At 42.9% G+C, this 16,684-nt stretch carries 14 protein-coding genes; 9 read left to right on the top strand and 5 right to left on the bottom strand.

Annotated features, from left to right (window positions below; all coding sequences use genetic code 11):
• Positions 1-176: 176 nt before the first annotated feature.
• Positions 177-938: an SDR family NAD(P)-dependent oxidoreductase gene (locus tag Q1V93_RS12640; protein ID WP_300665218.1), complete on the bottom strand. Its 762-nt coding sequence runs from the start codon at positions 936-938 to the stop codon at positions 177-179.
• Positions 935-2,383, bottom strand: coding sequence for a hypothetical protein (locus tag Q1V93_RS12635; protein WP_300665217.1), 1,449 nt, complete (start codon positions 2,381-2,383; stop codon positions 935-937). The genes Q1V93_RS12640 and Q1V93_RS12635 overlap by 4 nt, the downstream gene beginning before the upstream one ends.
• Positions 2,384-2,592: 209 nt before the next feature.
• On the opposite strand from Q1V93_RS12635, the gene purL reads away from it, so the two are divergent.
• The 6 genes from purL to Q1V93_RS12605 all read left to right on the top strand — a co-directional run bounded on the left by purL (position 2,593) and on the right by Q1V93_RS12605 (position 9,887).
• Complete coding sequence (gene purL, locus Q1V93_RS12630; RefSeq protein ID WP_300665216.1) at positions 2,593-4,830, top strand: phosphoribosylformylglycinamidine synthase subunit PurL; 2,238 nt, start codon at positions 2,593-2,595, stop codon at positions 4,828-4,830.
• A 100-nt stretch (positions 4,831-4,930) separates the two neighbouring features.
• Positions 4,931-5,557 carry a 16S rRNA (guanine(527)-N(7))-methyltransferase RsmG gene (rsmG, locus tag Q1V93_RS12625; RefSeq protein ID WP_300665214.1) on the top strand — a complete coding sequence of 209 codons (627 nt, stop codon included), beginning with the start codon at positions 4,931-4,933 and terminating at the stop codon, positions 5,555-5,557.
• 178 nt (positions 5,558-5,735) lie between these two features.
• Positions 5,736-6,359, top strand: coding sequence for a hypothetical protein (locus Q1V93_RS12620; protein ID WP_300665213.1), 624 nt, complete (start codon positions 5,736-5,738; stop codon positions 6,357-6,359).
• A gap of 10 nt (positions 6,360-6,369) precedes the next feature.
• Positions 6,370-8,250 (top strand): T9SS type A sorting domain-containing protein, encoded by a 1,881-nt coding sequence (locus Q1V93_RS12615; RefSeq protein ID WP_300665212.1) that lies wholly within the window; start codon positions 6,370-6,372, stop codon positions 8,248-8,250.
• 524 nt (positions 8,251-8,774) lie between these two features.
• The gene (locus Q1V93_RS12610) at positions 8,775-9,233 is read left to right on the top strand and encodes a DUF1801 domain-containing protein (RefSeq protein WP_300665211.1); all 459 of its coding nucleotides are present in this window, start codon (positions 8,775-8,777) and stop codon (positions 9,231-9,233) included.
• Positions 9,234-9,236: 3 nt separating this feature from the next.
• Complete coding sequence (locus Q1V93_RS12605; RefSeq protein ID WP_300665210.1) at positions 9,237-9,887, top strand: hypothetical protein; 651 nt, start codon at positions 9,237-9,239, stop codon at positions 9,885-9,887.
• A gap of 56 nt (positions 9,888-9,943) precedes the next feature.
• On the opposite strand, the gene acs is transcribed toward Q1V93_RS12605, so the two are convergent.
• Both acs and Q1V93_RS12595 read right to left on the bottom strand, forming a co-directional pair.
• Positions 9,944-11,848: an acetate--CoA ligase gene (gene acs, locus Q1V93_RS12600; RefSeq protein WP_300665208.1), complete on the bottom strand. Its 1,905-nt coding sequence runs from the start codon at positions 11,846-11,848 to the stop codon at positions 9,944-9,946.
• 89 nt (positions 11,849-11,937) lie between these two features.
• Complete coding sequence (locus Q1V93_RS12595) at positions 11,938-12,480, bottom strand: hypothetical protein (RefSeq protein ID WP_300665207.1); 543 nt, start codon at positions 12,478-12,480, stop codon at positions 11,938-11,940.
• 160 nt (positions 12,481-12,640) lie between these two features.
• On the opposite strand from Q1V93_RS12595, the gene Q1V93_RS12590 reads away from it, so the two are divergent.
• Positions 12,641-13,612 (top strand): hypothetical protein, encoded by a 972-nt coding sequence (locus tag Q1V93_RS12590; RefSeq protein ID WP_300665206.1) that lies wholly within the window; start codon positions 12,641-12,643, stop codon positions 13,610-13,612.
• Here the strand turns inward: Q1V93_RS12590 and Q1V93_RS12585 are convergent.
• The gene (locus Q1V93_RS12585; RefSeq protein ID WP_300665205.1) at positions 13,609-14,004 is read right to left on the bottom strand and encodes a hypothetical protein; all 396 of its coding nucleotides are present in this window, start codon (positions 14,002-14,004) and stop codon (positions 13,609-13,611) included. The two genes, Q1V93_RS12590 and Q1V93_RS12585, sit on opposite strands and share 4 nt — an antisense overlap.
• Before the next feature lie 86 nt (positions 14,005-14,090).
• On the opposite strand from Q1V93_RS12585, the gene Q1V93_RS12580 reads away from it, so the two are divergent.
• Positions 14,091-15,101, top strand: coding sequence for a PorP/SprF family type IX secretion system membrane protein (locus Q1V93_RS12580; protein ID WP_300665203.1), 1,011 nt, complete (start codon positions 14,091-14,093; stop codon positions 15,099-15,101).
• The coding region (locus Q1V93_RS12575) for a tetratricopeptide repeat protein (RefSeq protein ID WP_300665201.1) at positions 15,083-16,684 on the top strand (1,602 nt) is incomplete at its 3' end. The genes Q1V93_RS12580 and Q1V93_RS12575, both read left to right, overlap by 19 nt.

Genomic DNA, 16,684 nt, shown 5'->3' with positions numbered 1-16,684 from the left:
TCCGGACCAACTTCAACCACTTTGCCATCCTTAATCGCAATGGCTTGCACGATTGCATTCTGATCGTTCATGGTATGGATTTTGGCATTGTGAATCACCAAATCCACAGACTTCCCTTTCATGCACGAAGCAGAAAGCAAAATCAGGGTGCAAAAAATCAACGGAATTCTCATCTTCTAATGTGTTTTGTGAAATATCGTAGAACTAGCCTGCGCGGTTGGCATGATCACCAGGTCATTGATGCAAACGTGTTTCGGTCTGGAGCAAACATAATAAACTGCATCTGCAATGTCTTCCGCCATCAGGGCATCATAGCCGTCATAAACCAGTTTTGCCGTGTCTTCATTCCCTTTGAAGCGAACCAGTGAAAATTCTGTTTCGGCCGCTCCGGGAGCAATATTCGTTACTTTAATATGATCGTGAACCAGGTCAATTCTCATAGCACGGGACAAAGCATCCACCGCATGTTTTGTAGCACAATACACGTTTCCTCCGGCATATACTTCTTTTCCTGCAATACTCGCAATGTTTACAATATGACCGCCTCCGTTTGCTTTCAAAATCGGCGAAACGGCCCGTGTTACATACAGCAGACCTTTTACATTGGTATCAATCATGCGGTTCCAGTCGTCCGGTTCTCCGGAATCAATCGGACCACGACCAACAGCCAATCCTGCATTGTTGATCAGAATTGCCAGGTTCAATCGCACTTCTTCTGATAATGAATCAACCGCTTTATTCACTGCTTCTTCAGAGCGTACATCAAAATTCAATAAAACAATATCGACTTGTTTTTCTTTCAACTCATTCCGAAGCTCCTCCAAACGCTCTTTTCTTCTTCCTGTCAAAACTAAATTCCAGCCATTTTCCGCAAAAATGCGCGCTGTTGCTTGTCCAAAACCCGCTGTTGCTCCCGTGATAAAAACGTATTTTTTCATAATTTAAATTTGAACGGCCTGGAACCCATTACCGCTATTAAAAACAAGGCTAAATATGCCGGCATCCGGTACCGGACAAGCGCTCCCAGAATCGGAGTTGTCCAGCCGATCAGCACCAGCAGAATAATGGCAAAGGTAAACAGGAAAAGTATGCTGTTTCGTTCTTCCGGCGTTCTTCTTCCACGGTTGTACCACAAACCAAAGATCAACAACCCGAACAAACCACACGTTTCCAGGAAATTCACGTATTTCAGCTTCCCTCCCGGATCCCACGGCGCAGGCCTGAAAGAAGCATTCACCAATGCTTCCGGAACATTTTTCATCAATTGTCCGAAATCATTCCCGATTGATGTGAGCTCAATATAACTTCCGCATGGTTCTCCTCTGAAAACCACATTCCATGGTCCATCAGCGGGTTTCACCAAGACATCTTCAAAAGGATAATTCATCCCAAAAGTAACCTCTTTCGCTACAAGCGGTTTCTTCACCTGGATTTTCCGGTCAGGTAAGAACTCCAGTTCGGAATACTGATCCGTACCGAAATAATAAAAACAGGAATCGGCATACGCATGAACACCACCTCTTCCTACATTCACAAAATCAAATTGCATGCGGGTCAAACGATGAGTGACTGTTTTTCTGAAATCCGGAGAAATCCATAAAACGAGCAAGGCCGCCGCCAAAGCTGTTACCGGAGCAAGTAAAACCCGTTTCTTAAAGACAAACTTTCCGAGCAGGAATACCGGCAAACTCAGTAACAAACATCCGAGTACGTAAGGTTTAAATCCAAGCATCAGGGCAAAGCCGAGAACGATTCGCCACAACCTGCTTTTCCAGGAAAGATTTCCCAGTAATGCATTCAGAATAAAGGCCAGCCCGGTAATCATCAAAGGTTCTTTCAAAACAGAACTCGTCCAGAAGCTCAAAGTCGGAAAAAGAAATAACGCATACCAGAACAAACGCTTATCGTAAAAGATCCGTTCCTTGAAAGCCATGAAAATTTCCCGTAATCCCACAAAAGAGAAGAACGAAAAAAACAGCACGTGGATGTATACATTTCCCCGAGAAATAAACACGATCAGGCTGTTTACCCGAAGTACATTTCGCGAATCATTCATCAAATCCAGATCACCCGCCGACCAGTGATTCGTGTGTGCTAAATACTGCTGAACATCCAACTCCGAATTGAGACCAAAAAGAAATTTGAGGTAATCCCCGATCGACTGATACGCAACCCCGTTCAACGTAACGCTGTCATCCATGTATTCCTCCCAATCGACCGTAATTTCACCGATCCCGTAGATTTTGGTGTGAATCACCATAAACAGGATCCCAAACAACAGCTTTATTCCCCAGCCAATCAATAAATTCGCGCGCGACAAGCCGTCTGTTTTGAATTTCCAGACAAACCAGGTTAAAACAATCAGGACCAGTGTGAATACCATGCGGGCTCTAAGTTAATTCATAATTGCGAATGCCGAATTATGAATGAGAATTTTTCAGTTAAGGTTCCACCCGCTTTCGCTCTAAAATCTGATTCGTCTTTCCCATTTTACATTTTCAATTCTCAATTAGGTAACTGTGGAAAAAAACGGGAAAGTTCAACCTGCTATGAACGGTGAAATGATTACTTTTGCATCAAAGTTATAACAAAATGAGTACTTCCATTAAGCAAGAAGCTACACTTGAGCAAGCAGTTGAACTAGGCTTGCGTGCTGATGAATTTGAAATGATCAAAGGAATTTTGGGACGCACACCAAATTTCACTGAAACTGCTGTTTATTCCGTGATGTGGTCTGAGCACTGTTCTTACAAAAACTCCATTTATTGGTTAAAACAATTACCAAAAGACGGACCTCACATGTTGGTGAAGGCAGGAGAAGAAAATGCAGGTTTGGTTGACTTGGGAGGTGGAATCGGATGTGTTTTCAAAATCGAATCACACAATCACCCTTCCGCTTTGGAGCCGTATCAAGGTGCTGCAACAGGAGTTGGAGGAATCAACCGTGATATTTTCACGATGGGAGCGCGCCCGGTTGCTCAGTTAAACTCATTGCGTTTCGGAGATATCGAAGAAGCGCGTACCAAATGGTTGGTAAAAGGTGTCGTAAAAGGAATCGGTGATTATGGGAACGCGTTCGGAATTCCGATCGTGGGCGGAGAAGTGTTCTTCGATAAATCATACAACCAGAACCCGTTGGTAAATGCGTTCTCAGCAGGTATCATCGACACGAAAAAAGTGATCTCAGCAAAAGCAAAAGGACCAGGAAACCCGGTTTACATTGTAGGTTCATCTACCGGTAAAGACGGAATCGCGGGAGCCGCATTTGCATCGAAAGATATTACAGAAGAATCTGCACAGGATTTGCCATCCGTTCAGGTTGGTGATCCGTTCATGGAAAAATTGCTTTTGGAAGCAACCATGGAATTGTCCAACACAGACGCAATTGTCGGAATGCAGGACATGGGAGCTGCCGGAATCACGTGTTCTACATGTGAAATGAGCGCAGGTGGCGGTGTCGGAATGGAAATCCATTTAGACCGCGTACCAACCCGCCAGGAAAATATGCTGCCATACGAAATTCTGCTTTCTGAATCCCAGGAGCGGATGTTGGTGGTTATCCAAAAAGGAAAAGAAGATGTTGTAAAACGCATTTTCGACAAGTGGGATTTACATGCAGAAGAAATCGGAACAGTAACCGATGACGGACGCGTTCGCTATTACATGCACGGTGAGTTGGTTGGAGATGTTCCTGCCGAATCATTGGTACTTGGAGGTGGTGCACCACAATATCAGCGCGAATATTCCGAGCCTGCATATTACCAGGAATACAAGAAATTTACTATCGACTCCGTTGAACAACCTGAAAACCTGAAAGAAATCGGGTTCTTCTTGTTGGGGCAGCCGAATATCGCTTCCAAGCGTTGGATCTACGAACAATACGATTCAATGGTAGGAACAAAAACCATGTCTACCAACCGCCCTACGGATGCCGGGATCGTCAACCTGAAAGGTACAGAGAAAGCATTGGCAATGACCGTAGATTGTAATTCACGTTACGTGAATGCAGATCCGGAAATCGGAACGGCAATCGCGGTATCTGAAGCAGCAAGAAACATCGTTGTTTCAGGAGGAATTCCAAGCGCGATTACAAACTGTCTGAACTTTGGAAACCCGTACAATCCGGAATCCTACTGGCAGTTCGTCGGAGCAATCAAAGGAATGTCTAAAGCTTGTTTGAAATTCGAAACTCCGGTAACGGGTGGGAACGTTTCGTTCTACAACCAAAGCAATATCGGCGGAAAAGAAATTCCTGTTTTCCCAACTCCAACCATCGGAATGATCGGTTTGGTGGAAGACAAATCAAAAATCATGTCTTTGGATTTCAAACAAAAAGGAGATTTGATCTTCATTTTGGGAGATAACGTAAACGACATTTCCTCTTCCGAATACCTGGCAAAATACCACAAAATTGAAGCTTCACCGGCTCCTCATTTCGATTTGGAAAAGGAATACACCTTACAGGAGTCAATCAAAGGATTGATCGGAATGGAATTGATCAATGCTGCTCACGACTGTTCTGACGGAGGTTTGTTCGTTACATTGGTTGAAATGTCAATGCCTCGCGGACTTGGTTTCGATATCGTAACCGATTCGGAAGTACGTGAAGATGCTTTCTTGTTCGGAGAAGCTCAAAGCCGTGTCGTAGTAACTGTTTCAGAAGAAACGGAAGAAGATTTTATCGAATACATGATGAACAGCGGTGTAACTTACACTTTGCTTGGTCACGTAACAAAAGGTAAAATGATGGTTGACGACGAGCATTTCGGATTTATCTCCGAAGCAAAAGCGATTTACGACAATGCTTTAGGTAAACTAATTGAAAATTAAATAATTCTGTCCTCCCCCTTTATCCCCCTCCAAAGGGGGAGACAGATTCAAGTTTTCCTCCCTTGAGGGAGAATCAAGGAGGGTGGCAAAATCCACACAAATGGAATTAATCCTCAAACATTTTCCGGATCTAACAGATTTACAGCGTTCTCAATTGGAGCAGTTGAAAGGTTTGTATGAACATTGGAATGCACAGATCAATGTGATTTCCAGGAAGGACATGGATGAGTTTTATGAACGACACGTTCTCCATTCATTAGGAATTGCGAAAGTGATGACCTTTGTACCGGGTTCAACTGTTCTCGACATCGGAACGGGCGGAGGTTTCCCCGGAATTCCACTGGCAATCTTATTTCCGGAAGTTCAGTTCCACCTGGTAGATTCCATCGGGAAGAAAATCAAAGTGGTAAAAGAAGTTGCTGAAGCTTTGGGCTTGAAAAATGTTCGCGCAACACATGCCCGGGCAGAAGAGATCAAAGAACAATTCGACTTCATCGTAAGTCGTGCAGTAACTGCAATGCCTGCATTTCTTCCGTGGACAAAAGGAAAGTTTCTTTCAGAAAATAAAAACCCGCTTCCGAATGGAATTTTGTACCTCAAAGGCGGCGATCTGAAAGAAGAATTAGCACCTGTCAAACAACCATCTACCATCTACTCGCTTCAAACCATTTTCCCGGGAGAATTTTTCGAGACAAAAGCAGTCGTTCACGTAACAATGCGGTCATAATTTGATCACAAAAAACGGTAACAAACTCATTCACAACGCAAAACACTCAGTCAGAATCAAGAAATATTCAGTGAAACCTACTCAATAGTCGATAGAAGTAGCTATTTATACATTTACATAAGTTGTTAGTTTCTTAACCTTGTGTTATTTTGTATACTTGCCTGAAACGCTACTGATTATGAAGTCTTTATCTCTACTACTCACTTTGTCTTTGGGCATATCCTGCGCGGTTTTTGCTCAGACAAGCTACTCCACAATTGCTTCCAACAGGATTATTCAAAAACATCATCTCCCCCAACGCATTGCAAAAATTGCTCAAATTGATCCAACGCGTTTACAGGTACTTTGGAATTATTTTACAGCGAGTTATACCTTTTCCAACAATGAAACAGGTATTTCAGTTCAGGAACTCCTGAATATTCATCATTTCGATGTTTCAGAATACGAATCTCTCAGACAAACCGATTCAGAAGTTCAATTTGTTTTCAGAGGAAGTATTCAGATCACCCTGAAATCAGGCAACGAATTAAACAACCTGCTTCAGGGTTATGAACTGAACGCTTTGATAAGCGAATTACCGGCAAGACCTTTTCCGCAATGGACCAGTTCCAATTTCACGGAATCAGACTTTCAGAGCTATAAGGAACAGGTGTGGGATTGGGCGAAAGATTATCCGGAAGCCTACCTTCAACTTACCTCAAATACAAATCGCCTGCACATTCGTTTTGATGAATGGAAAAACCTTCCGGATCCCAGACGAGCTGTCATCCTGGAGGAAATGGAATATTTAATCACTGATTAAACTGTTGTATATGAGAATCTCTTGCTTACTATTACTCGTTTCAATCATTATTTCGGAATCAACCAACAGTTGGGGACAATGTTCCGGAGGAAGTTCCTTCAGCTCAACTGCTGCTCCCACCGGAACTGCTCCGATAACGATCAGCTCCTGTAACTGGTCCGGAGACTTTAACACCATTACCGGAATCGTTGCTGGAAAATCCTATACCTTAACAGCCTCGCCCGCTGCCTGTATTACTATTCACACCGGTTCATCCAGCGGACCTGTGGTTGTTTTCGGAACGTCATCGGTCACATTTACAGCAGCCACATCCGGAAATTACTACATGGTGATCAATCCGAATTGTACCGGCTGCGGAACCGGAACAACCTGTATCACAACGACCATTACCTGTAACTCCTGCGGAAGCGGACCTTGCGGAAGCGTCTCAAATATTCCGGGATGCGGACAAGCTTATAACCTTACGACAACAGGAGCGTCTTCTTTTGTTTCCAGTTTATGTGCGACGGCTACACCTGGTTTGGAACAAATTTATAGTTACACAGCAACTACAACAGGAAGTTATTCTTTTAACGTTACATCTGTTACCGGAGGTGCTTACGCCATCGGGTGGATGAGCAATGCCGGAGGCTGTTCTGCAACCGGATGGAACTGCGCCGGGGTTGCCACAACTGCAGGCTCTGTAGGATCCGTTTCCCTTACAGCAGGTGCAACTTATTATTTCATTATGGACGCTACTTCTACGGCCGCATCCGGAATTACTTTTTCACTGACCTGCCCTGCAGGAGGACCTACAGTTGCGGGAGATTGTAACGTTGCGGCAAATGTTTGTTCCAATGCTTCCTTCTCCATTGACCCGAACGGTTTTGGAGCAATCAATGAAATTTGCGACGCCGGAACCTGTACCGCAAACCCCAGCACCAATGTGATGGGCACCAACCCGGGTTGTTTACTATCAGAGGAATTGAACAGCACCTGGATGATTGTAAATGTATTAACCGGAGGAAGTCTCACATTCCAATTGGGAACACCCAACTCAGGTACTTTCAATTGTTTGGATTGGTCCATGTGGGCTTACTCCCCAACTACCTGCGCCAGTATTCTGGCAGGTACGCAAGCTCCGATTCGCTGCAACTACAACGGATCATGCGAAGAATTTACCGGTTTGGCAAGCACCATGCCGGCAGGAGCCACTTCCATGACCAATTGGGAAGCACCACTGAACCCCGGATCTTATACCCGATACCTGATCTGCTTATCCAATTTCTCATCGGCAATTACAACCGTTCCGTTATCATTTGGCGGAACAGCAGTTGTAAGCTGCTCTCCGCTTGGTTCAGAAACCATCAGTCTGACAGGTCAGAATGAATCCGGCTACAATAAATTGGAATGGGTGAGCTCAAGCGAATTCAACGTCGACAAGTACATCATTGAACGAAGTGAAGACGGAAGTTCTTATCTCGAAATAGGCTCTGTAGAAGCACAGGGATTGAGTTTGGAATCGTTAAGCTATCAATTTGAGGATTTGCAACCGATTGTCAATAAAATGGGATATTACCGCGTAAAACTGGTTCATAAGAACGGAAATGCAACTACGTCAAACACCCTGGCTATCGAACAGCAATTCATCAATGATTTGGAAATGGTAAAAGCATATCCGAATCCGGCTACAAACAATCTGAATATTCTTCTGACTGCAAAAACTGAAGGAACCTATCAATTGGTGCTTGCCAATCCGAACGGACAACGCGTATTTAACAGCATTCAACCAATTCAAAAAGGAATAACTTCCACTTCAATTGATGTGAGCAGTTTTCAAAACGGATTCTACTTTCTGAGCATTTCTCAGAACGGAAAAAATATTTCAACGCATAAGATTATCATCGAATGATTCCTGTTGATCAGACCAATTCAAAAGACCATTTTTCAATGGTCTTTTTTTATTTCTTCAATCGTATATGAAAAGATAGGCGATAACTTACCTGAAATAAAGCTGTGAAATACTTTGCTTCCCAATAGAAATCGAGATTGCGTCTCAAAGATTATCAAGAGTAATTTGTTCATTCACCTGAGAGAAACAAAATTAGAAAGCGGGAAAATTCTGCTCTGTTTCATTTGTGAAAAACACGCATAGACATATATCTATTAACCCAGCCACAGCAAGGGTTTTGCTCTAAGTAAACTCCGCTCTTTGCGCTAAACAAACAATGATCATGTTGCTCTTTCTTATGATTTAAACGCGGAGAAGAAAATGCAGGAACCCTGGTCTGAAAAAGACCTGATATAAGACACAAAGGACTTTTGTTACCATCCCCTAAATTCGCACGCAAGACAATTTTTCAAAATTCCTGTTTCGACCTCATTCCGGACAAACTATTCCGTAAAAACTTCTAACTTGGAGCAAAATTTAAGAACATGCAAACTCCAGGCACAACACCTGACGAATGGATCAATAACGTTCCGGAAGAACGTAAGGAAGCGCTAAACAAGCTTCGGAAAACCATTCTGGATAATCTCCCCGAAGGTTTCCGGGAATGCATCAATTACGGGATGATCGGCTACGTGGTTCCTCACTCATTATATCCTCCGGGTTATCATTGTGACCCCAAGCTTCCTCTCCCGTTCCTGAGCTTTGCCTCCCAGAAGAATTTCATCGCGTTTTACCACATGGGATTGTATGCAAATCCGGAATTGCTGAATTGGTTCGTTTCAGAATACCAGCAAGTGAGTAAAACCAAACTGGACATGGGAAAAAGCTGCGTGCGATTTAAAAAACCGGATCAGATTCCATTCGACCTGATCGGAAAACTGGTTTCAAAAGTGAAGCCGGAAGAATGGATTGCCCTGTATGAAAAGAACCTTAAATTGAAATAAACTATGAGCGAAATTCTGGATAACATGAGCTTTTTTGCTCACAAAAACATAGACTTAAAAAACCTGAATTACCCTTTAAAATTGACATTCAAAATCGGGACACTGGCCAGTGATTTTGTGATTGAAGACTCCAGTTCGTCTACCCTGGCTTACGTCCGTCAGAAACTATTCAAGTTCATTGATGAAATTCAGGTTTTTACAGATACGAGCAAACAAAACCTGGAATTCACTATCAAAGCCAATAAATGGATTGATTTTTCTGCCACTTACACCTTCACGGATAAAAACGGAATTGAAAAAGGAAGAGTTGCCCGAAAAGGCTGGGCTTCCATCTGGAAAGCACGTTACGATGTCTATGACCAGAATCACCAACTGGCATTTCATATCATGGAGGAAAATGCCTGGACAAAAGTAATGGATGGTTTGTTCAGTGACATTCCGGTCCTGGGCGTATTTACCGGTTATGTTTTCAATCCGAAATACATTGTGGGAAGACCCGATGGAACCAAAGTGATGCGCCTGAAAAAAGATCCTTCCTTTTTCGGGAGAAAATTCACCGTTGAGAAAATCGGCGAAACGCATAATCCAAGTGAAGACGAATGCATTGTGCTTTCGTTGATGATGATGATTTTACTGGAAAGAAGAAGAGGATAAAATAAGATCAGTCGGAGCGAAAATTATTCGCCCCGACGGGTTTATTCACTAACTGATTAAAGCTTATTCTCCACAATCTCATCTACGATAAAAGGATCTAACAGCGTGGAAGTATCTCCCAAATTAGAGACATCACCTTCTGCTATTTTCCGTAGAATTCTCCGCATGATTTTCCCTGAGCGTGTTTTCGGCAAACCGGAAACAAACTGAATCTTTTCAGGAACTGCAATTTTTCCAATCTCAGCCACAACCGATTCAACGATTTCTCCTCGTGTAAAATCCCTGTTTTCTTCCGAAATTTCGTGCTCACAAACAATGAACGCATAGATCGACTGACCTTTCACCGGATGCGGATAACCCACAACCGCAGATTCGATCACCAGTTTATTCGTATTGATTGCATTCTCAATTTCTGCCGTTCCGAAGCGATGTCCGGAAACATTGATTACATCATCAATTCGCCCGATAATGCGGTACATTCCGTCCTCATCGCGCTTTGCTCCGTCTCCGGTAAAGTAATACCCGTCGTAATGCGAGAAATAATTGATCCGGCAACGTTCGTGATCACCATACGTTGTTCGTAAGATCGACGGCCACGGGAATTTGATACACAAATAACCCTCTTCGTTTGCGCCTTCAATTTCTTTTCCTTCCTGGTTCAGCAACACCGGCTGAATTCCCGGTAAAGGATATCCTGCAAAAGTTGGTTTCTGAGGTGAAATATTCCCGATTCCGGAAATCATAATTCCTCCCGTTTCCGTCTGCCACCAGTTATCAACTACCGGGCAGCGGCCTTTTCCAACATGCAGGTAATACCATTTCCACGCTTCTTCATTGATCGGTTCTCCTACCGTTCCAATTACTTTCAACGAATCCAGACTATAGGAAAGCACATGATCTTCTCCGTAAGCCATCAACGAACGAATGGCCGTTGGAGCTGTCAAAAACTGGTTCACTCCGTATTTATCAACCACCTGCCAGAAACGTCCCGGATCCGGATAAGTCGGAATTCCTTCAAACATCACCGTCGTTGCTCCGCTCAGCAGCGGGCCATAAACAATGTATGAATGCCCGGTAATCCAGCCAACATCAGCTGTACACCAGAACACGTCACTTTCCTGGTATTGATATACATTTTGAAAAGAATAGGCTGTGTAAACCATGTATCCTCCGCAGGTATGAACAACGCCTTTCGGTTTTCCGGTAGAACCGGATGTATACAAAATGAATAACGGATCTTCCGAATCCATCGGTTCCGGAGCACATTTTTTCTCTTGTCCGGCAATGGCATCCGCCCACCGGATATCGCGTCCTTCTTTCATTGGAGGCAGCCAGCCCAAACAATCATATACGATTACCTTCTCTACGCAGGTTTCGCCTTCCAGAGCTTCATCTACTACGCGTTTCAATGGAATTTGCTTTGCCCCGCGATGTAATCCGTCAGCTGTAATAACCAATTTCGCCTGCGCATCATCAATCCTGTCCGATAACGCATTTGCAGAAAAACCTGCAAAAACAACCGAATGAATTGCCCCGATTCTGGCACAAGCCATTACCGCAATAGCCAATTCAGGAATCATCGGCATGTAAATACACACGCGATCTCCCTTTTTTACTCCCTGCGCTTTCAATGCATTTGCAAACACACAAACCTGTTCATACAACTCGCGATACGTATAGCGCACAAAGCGTTGTTTCGGATCATTCGGCTCCCAGATTAACGCCAGTTTATTTCCGCGCTTTTCCAGGTGGCGATCCAGCATGTTTTCCGTGATATTGAGTTGAGCTCCTTTAAACCACTTCACATCCGGTTCGGTAAAGTTCCATTCCAGAACTTTATCCCACTTTTTCATCCATTGAAATTCATTTGCAATTTCCTCCCAAAACCCTTCCGGATTTGAAACACTCAACGCATATTTTTCATGATACTCTTCCAGGGTTTTAATTTGCATCTTATTCATCGGTTCCGTTTTATTCGAATTTTTTAGTACTGGCAAGTTACTAAATAAGACACAAAAAAACCTGACATTTCTGCCAGGGTTGCTTTTTTTTATTCGTCAATTTTATATTTCTTAAAGAAGGAATCCCAATCCCAAAGGAAATTGATCATGACCTGGTCCATCCGTTTCAAAAAGAGCGGATTTGGCGACTGAAGGCGTCTGAAATATTCATCCTGAAAATCATTCAGATTGTATTTTTGGAAAACAGCTTTAGACATGGCGTAAATCATATTCTTGGAAGGATGATTGACACGCTGCATAAATTTCTGATATTCCCTCACTTTTGCTTCAGCATCTAGTGCAGAAACTCCCATCAAAGAACCCAACTGCTCAAAAATGATCCGCTCAATCCGGTTTGCCTGAACGGTTTCAAAGGTCGTTTCCAAAGTGGAAATATTAGCCACTACTACGATCATTGTAAACTCACCGTTACGGTCAACAGGAATTGAAGGCGAAGAAACGAAAGCTAAATCTTCATTGATTAGATCCACAACCTCAACGAAGCCATTGTCAACAATCTCGAAGATTCCATTCAGGAAAACATTCGCTAATTGATTATCCGACAATCTCTTTTTTAATAGTGTCCCCAGCATAGGCCTGCATTATTCGTTCTTACAAATTTAGGTGGTGAGCTCTTGTTATTTTTAGGTCATGTTATTTAAATGTTAACTAAGTTATTAACATTCTCTGTTCAACTATTCACATTCTTTCAACGAATTCCGTTTTTGGTTGTACATTTATGAAAAGCGCATTATGAAGATTATCCGGTTTGTTGTCTTTTTAGCTATTCTTCCAACCCTAACAACCTCCTGTTCAACTGAGAATGAAAAGGATGCCCCCGATCATTTACCCGAAACAATGACACTCACCGGAACGCAACAGCGCGACACGGTTTTGCTCAAATTTGATTTTACTCCAAAGACCATCCGCGCAAAACGCACGGGAAAACTGGAACGCCTGATCGAAACCCCGGAATTCAAAAAGAATGATTTATTGGTGCAATTTGACGATTACGATTCCTTTGTCGAATTAAGCGGCGAGAAAGAAAGTCTGAAAGAAGAATTACTCGGAAAAGTGGACAATTTTCCAAAATCCCTTCAACCAATCGAAAAGAAATGGCGCGATTTTGCAAACAAACTCAGCCCCGACAAAATGCTACCGGCATTCCCCGAAATTCAATACAAGGAAGAAGCCGGGGCGCTGGAAGAAATCGACCTTGTAAGCAAATACAATTCATTATTAAAAAAAGAGACTGAAATCAGGGATCATTTCCAGCTGGCCCCTGAGAATGGTTTTATCATGGAACGATTTGCCAAGTCGGATGATTATGTCAAAAAGAATCAGCCACTGATCACGTATCACCCTGAAAAATTAAACGTAACTGCCAGTGCTGCTTTTCCGCTGTCAAAGAACATTCAAAAGCAGATTCACACCGATTTTATCGTGCGAATTCCTATCGACACGCAGCAAATTGTCAAACGAAATGCACATCAGATCAAGTACCTGTTGAAATTAAATCAACCCATCCATGCCAAAATTTTACCCAAACACATTATCGTGAACCGGGACCAGCATGTTTTCCGCGTTCCGAAGAACTATGTGGGAAAAGATTTAAATGCAAAAGTCATTACCTCGAAAGGCGTAGAAAAAAAAGCAACGCATTTCCGGAACGGAGAGTACCTGTTGTATGACACGGAAACCTCGCTTCAAATCCAAAAACCTTAAGGCTTTTTCTTGATGAAGTAATTTTCCTGATACGCAATGGGATAACTTTGAATCACAATCGTATCTCCGTGATAAAATAACGGTTCGTAATTATTCTTCTCCCCGAAAAGCACGTGGTTTTCATCATCCAGGAAAGGCATTTTCATTTCAGTAAAACTCATTTTACGCTCCTTCTTCCCGTTTTTAAAAAACAGAATCTGGTCTTTCTTGTTAATCGTAACAGAAAATTCATCTTTTCCGTCTTTTGCGTACGAAACTGAACGATCTGCAACCGATTTGTAGAATTTGTAGTCTCCTAATAGTTGCGGGTAGACGTTTTCAATTAATCCGTCTCCTTTAAACGCGCAAAGAAACAAGGCAACACCAATGAATAAAAAACACTTTTGCTTCATGAAACGAAAATACCCAATTTATTTCATCTTCCATTCCCGCTTGATTGAAGTTCGGGCTTGATTGATTTTATTGTATATTTGATTCAATGAGAAAATCGGGCTACTTCCTACTCAGCTTACTTTTGACAGCAGTTTGTGCATTTCATAGTGCTGCTCAGGACATTCATTTTTCTCATCTGAACCGACAGCCAATTTATCAGAATCCGGCAAATACCGGTTTGTTTAACGGCGATATTCGTTTAACCGGAAATTACAAGGATCAATGGCGAAGTGTTACCGTGCCTTTTCAAACTTTTGCCCTTGCCGGCGATATGAAATGGAAAGCCAAAGGAATCAATTTCGGAGCACTTCTTTTTCACGACAATGTGGGCGACGGTTTTTATCAAACCATTGAATTCCTTGGGAGCGTTGCCAAGAACCTAAAACTGACGCGTGATTCTTCCCATACATTGAGCGTCGGAATCCAGGTCGGATTAAATTACCGGAAAGTGAACATGGACAAATTCTACTTCGACAATCAATTCAACGGGATTATTTTTGATGCCAGCCTTCCGACCAATGAAGCTTATCAAAACGACAGCCGGGCAAATCTCACAAGCGCAGCCGGAATCGTACATAGTTATTATTACGGAAAAGGAAATTCCCTCAAAACAGGAATCAGCGGACACAATCTCAACAGACCCAACCAGGGATTTTACGGCGTAAAAGTGCCGCGGGATATCCGGATCAGTCTTTTCTCGCAACTAGATCATGCGATTAATCGTGAACTGGCTATTATTCCCGGAATCGGTTTTAACCTCCAGGGAAAATACCGCGAACTGATCATTGGTTCCCAGGTTCGATATACATTGATCAACAAATTGGGAACTTATCGCGCTGTAGATGGCGGATTGTGGTTCCGGTCCAAAGACGCAGTCGTTGTACGACTCGGATTAGCAATGCAAAACTGGTCCGTTGCCGCAAGTTACGATACCAATATTTCCAAGTTGATTCCGGCAAGTACGGCACGCGGAGGTTTGGAAATTTCCGTTGAATACATCATTACCCGTTTCAAACCCAAAAAAGTGATTCACCGCATATGTCCAGATTATATTTAATCCTCTTCTTTTTCATTTCGTTCACAGGTTTCGGTCAGAATCTGCTGGGGAAATACCTGGATTTTGCCGATGAACAATATGCAAAGGGAGATTACATTTACGCGCTCCAGTATTACGAAAAAGCCATGGAACTGGATTCCAATACGGTGAGCATTCTCTGGAAATATGCCGAATCACTCCGGGCGTATAAAGATTACCGCAAGGCAAGTTATTACTACCAAAAAGTCTACGAAAAAGAAGAAACTTCCATGTATCCGTCGAGTTTATTACAATGGGCACTCATGGAAAAGCAAAACGGGAATTACGACGAAGCCATTGAATTGTTCAAGCGCGCCAAGAAAAAATACGCGAAAGACAAACGAACGTATAATTATCTGAAGTCCAAGCGTGAGCTGGAATCTTGCTTGTGGGCTCAGACAGCTTTGAAAGATACAGCCAAACTCGATAAAGTGGAACTTCCGAAAGGTTTGAATACCGTCAATTCGGAATTCGGACACACCATTTCACAAGGTCAATTCATACTTTCTTCCATGCGGAGCAAAAAAGAAAATGTGGGCGAAGAAATGCTCGATGACAATTATAAAAACCGGCTTTACTTCACCACATGGAAAGATAGTTTGAAGGAAGTCACTCCTGCGCTTATTGAAACGTTGAACAGTCCTGAAATCAATACCGGAAACGGTTGTTTTTCCCCGGACGGAAAACGGTTTTACTACAGTCATTGTGGCGGAACAGAAAGTCAGTTCAACTGTCAGATTTGGGTTTGCTCCTACCAGAACGGAAAATGGTCGAATCCCAATGCGCTGGGAGACATTGTCAACGAACCGAATACAAACAATACCACTCCGACCATTGCTGTCATCGAAAACGAAGAATGGCTGATCTTTTCTTCCAACCGGGAAGATGGTAAAGGCGGAATGGATTTGTATTACACAATCATTAAAAACAACGGAAACCAATTTTCGAAGGTCAGACCGTTGAATGCTGCCAATTCGTTAGACAATGATATCAGTCCGTTTTACCACGCTGAAAAGAAGCGTTTGTATTTTTCTTCCTCCTGGTTCGATGGTTTCGGAGGCTACGATGTGTTTTACACGGAACTTAAAAACGGACGTTTCGGAGAACCTCAAAACGTAGGCTTGCCGATCAACAGTCCGGCGAATGACCTGTATTATTTCGAAGACCGGGACAGCATGTATGTTTCCAGTAACCGCCTGGGCGTTCAATACGTCAAAAACCCGACGTGTTGCAGCGATATTTTCTCGTACAAACATCCACGAATCATCATTCCCGAAACGAAAAAGGAAACCCTTGCCGAGTTGAACAAACGCTTGCCGGTTACCTTGTATTTCCACAACGATGTTCCGGATCCGCGTTCCAGGGAAACAACTACGAAAGTCAATTACATCAACAGCTATACGGACTATATTGCCATGCTGCCGGAATACAGGAAAGAATATTCCAAAGGTTTGAGTGGTGAAAAGATCGTGGAAGCCGAAGAAGATATCGAGAGTTTCTTCCTGCAATACGTGGAACAAGGCGTGAAAGACCTGGTTTTGTTTCAGACGCTCTTGCTGGAAGAA

The sequence above is a fragment of the Fluviicola sp. genome, from assembly GCF_030151805.1.
Classification (GTDB): domain Bacteria; phylum Bacteroidota; class Bacteroidia; order Flavobacteriales_D; family Crocinitomicaceae; genus Fluviicola.
The sequence above is the reverse complement of the archived record's forward strand: the minus strand, read 5'-3'. Positions and strand labels throughout refer to the sequence as shown.

Coding starts and splice junctions, on each gene's coding strand:
- Q1V93_RS12595 (WP_300665207.1), bottom strand. CDS start 12,480: ATGCTGGGGACACTATTAAAAAAGAGATTGTCGGATAATCAATTAGCG.
- purL (WP_300665216.1), top strand. CDS start 2,593: ATGAGTACTTCCATTAAGCAAGAAGCTACACTTGAGCAAGCAGTTGAA.
- Q1V93_RS12590 (WP_300665206.1), top strand. CDS start 12,641: ATGAAGATTATCCGGTTTGTTGTCTTTTTAGCTATTCTTCCAACCCTA.
- Q1V93_RS12585 (WP_300665205.1), bottom strand. CDS start 14,004: ATGAAGCAAAAGTGTTTTTTATTCATTGGTGTTGCCTTGTTTCTTTGC.
- Q1V93_RS12580 (WP_300665203.1), top strand. CDS start 14,091: ATGAGAAAATCGGGCTACTTCCTACTCAGCTTACTTTTGACAGCAGTT.
- Q1V93_RS12605 (WP_300665210.1), top strand. CDS start 9,237: ATGAGCGAAATTCTGGATAACATGAGCTTTTTTGCTCACAAAAACATA.
- rsmG (WP_300665214.1), top strand. CDS start 4,931: ATGGAATTAATCCTCAAACATTTTCCGGATCTAACAGATTTACAGCGT.
- Q1V93_RS12610 (WP_300665211.1), top strand. CDS start 8,775: ATGCAAACTCCAGGCACAACACCTGACGAATGGATCAATAACGTTCCG.
- Q1V93_RS12620 (WP_300665213.1), top strand. CDS start 5,736: ATGAAGTCTTTATCTCTACTACTCACTTTGTCTTTGGGCATATCCTGC.
- Q1V93_RS12640 (WP_300665218.1), bottom strand. CDS start 938: ATGAAAAAATACGTTTTTATCACGGGAGCAACAGCGGGTTTTGGACAA.
- Q1V93_RS12615 (WP_300665212.1), top strand. CDS start 6,370: ATGAGAATCTCTTGCTTACTATTACTCGTTTCAATCATTATTTCGGAA.
- acs (WP_300665208.1), bottom strand. CDS start 11,848: ATGAATAAGATGCAAATTAAAACCCTGGAAGAGTATCATGAAAAATAT.
- Q1V93_RS12635 (WP_300665217.1), bottom strand. CDS start 2,383: ATGGTATTCACACTGGTCCTGATTGTTTTAACCTGGTTTGTCTGGAAA.